General features: G+C 65.5%; 3 protein-coding genes. All 3 read left to right on the top strand.

The window, feature by feature from the left end; all coding sequences use genetic code 11:
• On the top strand, window positions 1-586 hold a 586-nt coding region (locus EOB36_RS33625; protein ID WP_164897714.1), incomplete at its 5' end, for an ATP-binding cassette domain-containing protein.
• Window positions 583-1,599 (top strand): ABC transporter permease, encoded by a 1,017-nt coding sequence (locus tag EOB36_RS33620; RefSeq protein WP_095482762.1) that lies wholly within the window; start codon window positions 583-585, stop codon window positions 1,597-1,599. The genes EOB36_RS33625 and EOB36_RS33620, both read left to right, overlap by 4 nt.
• A 47-nt stretch (window positions 1,600-1,646) precedes the next feature.
• Entirely contained in the window at window positions 1,647-2,144 is a 498-nt protein-coding gene (locus EOB36_RS33615; RefSeq protein ID WP_095482763.1) for an N-acetyltransferase, read from the top strand.
• The last annotated feature ends 159 nt before the right edge of the window (window positions 2,145-2,303 follow it).

Raw genomic sequence — 2,303 nt, 5'->3', positions numbered from 1 at the left:
CGGCAAGCCGATCGCGCCTGAAACACCTGCCGACGCCATCGCGCTCGGCATCGGCCTGGTGCCGGAAGACCGCAAGCATCAGGCGATCTTCGCCGCGCTCGGCATCCTGACCAACTTTTCCATCGCCGCACTCGGCCGCTACTCCAACGCCGCCGGCTTCATGACCGAGCGGCGCGAGCGCGAAGCGCTGGCAAGCTACCGTAAGGCGCTGTCGATCCGCATGGCCTCGCCCGAGCAGCCCATCGAGGGGCTGTCCGGCGGCAATCAGCAGAAGGTCATCCTCGCTCGCTGGCTGGCGCGCGATCCCAAGGTGCTGATCGTGGACGAACCAACGCGCGGCGTCGACGTCGGCGCCAAGGCCGAGGTGCATCAGATCCTGGTGCAGCTCGCGGCGCGCGGCATCGCCATCATGATGATCTCGTCCGAATTGCCCGAAGTGCTTGCGGTGTCGGACAGGATCGTCACCATGCGGCGCGGACGCATCACCGGCGAGATGCCCGGCATCGAGGCGACAGAGGAAAAACTGATGGAACTGATGGCGCTCGACCAAACGCAGGAAGCCCAGAATCAGGAAGCAATGCAATGACCAGCACGACCGAACAGAGCCAGCGCGGCGGCATCAATGTCGCGCGCCTGCTGATGAGCTTCGGCCCGCTGATGTTCCTGGCGCTGCTGATCGTCGTCTTCACCGTGCTGAAGCCGAGCTTCATCGACCCCATCAACATCTTCAACATCATGCGGCAGATCTCGATCACCGGGCTGATCGCGCTCGGCATGACCTTCGTCATCCTCACCGCCGGCATCGACCTTTCGGTCGGCTCGCTGCTGGCCTTCTGCGGCATGGTCGCGGCGGTGGTGGCCAAGGGCGGCACCGCCAACACGCTGTCGCTGGCCACCTCTGGCACGCAAGGCTATGGCTGGTTCGCCGCCCTTCTGGCCGCCGTCGTCGTCGGCGCCCTGGCCGGCGGCGTCCAGGGCTTTGCCATCACCAGGCTGAAGGTGCCGCCCTTCGTCGTCACGCTCGGCGGTCTCACCGTGTTTCGCGGCCTGACGCTGACGATCTCCAACGGCGGCCCGATCTCCGGCTTCGATGCCTCGATGCGCTGGTTCGGCACCGGCCTGATCGGACCGGTTCCGGTGCCGGCGATCATTTTCGCGATTGCCGCGATCCTGTGCCACATTGTGCTGCGCTACACGCGCTACGGCCGCGCCGTCTACGCCGTCGGCGGCAATGCCGAGGCAGCAAGGCTGTCCGGCCTGCGCGTCGACCGCATCCTGATCTCGGTCTATGTCATCGTCGGCTTCTTCGCCGGCCTTGCCGCCTTCGTGCTGTCGGCGAGGCTCAATTCCTCGGAAGCCGTCGCCGGCATCGGCTACGAGCTGACAGTGATCTCAGCGGTCGTCATCGGCGGCACCTCGCTGTTCGGCGGCATCGGCTCGGTCGGCGGCACGGTGGTGGGCGCGGCGCTGATCGGCGTGCTGCAGAACGGGCTGCAGTTCAACAACGTCTCGTCCTACACCCAAAGCATCGTCATCGGCCTTATCCTCATCCTCGCGGTAGCCTTCGACCGCTGGCTGAAATCGCGAGTGAGGCGGTGATCCGAGGAGCGAAGGCTGCGATGCAATAAACTGCCGGGGAGGTAGCGATGACCCAGATCAGAACCATGACCGAACAGGACGTGCCGTCGGTATCGCAGCTCCTTGGCGAGTCCTGGCGCCGCACCTATTCGCCGATCATCGGCGCCGAGACCACGGCACGCATCTCGGACGGCCGTCACGCGCCGCAAAAGATCGCGGCGGAACTGGCCGACGACAACAAGATGTCGTTCGTCGCGGAACGGCCGGACGGCTCGATTGCCGGCTACGCGATGGCCGAAATGGACGAAACCGGCGACGTCATGCTCGACCGGCTCCACATCGACAAGAGCGAGTTCGGCACGGGGCTGGCCGCCGATATGCTGCATGCCGTCCTTGCCGCCCATTCGGGCATCCCCAGCATCGCCCTCGAAGTGATCGAAGGGAATGACCGGGCGATCGCATTCTACCGCAAGCACGGGTTCGAAGTGGTCGAGCGCAGGCCTGCGTCGCACGGCGTGGAAGGCCATGCGTCATTCATCATGCGCAGGCTGCTGCCACGGGCTTAGCACAGGTTTCCCCGCGCTCGCGATTTTTCGTCCGTCAAGCGGGTGCGTTCACACGCGGCGAACGCGTCGCCCAATCGGCAATCGTCCCACCCGCGACCGGTGAGCTCGTCTGCGGCGCGAGGAGATTGTTGCGGCGGGAAACCGCCAAGAAAGTCGCCC

It is taken from the genome of Mesorhizobium sp. M6A.T.Cr.TU.017.01.1.1, assembly GCF_004023115.1.
In the GTDB taxonomy this organism is placed as follows: Bacteria; Pseudomonadota; Alphaproteobacteria; order Rhizobiales; family Rhizobiaceae; genus Mesorhizobium; species Mesorhizobium mediterraneum.
This window is presented reverse-complemented; position numbering and strand designations above follow the sequence as displayed.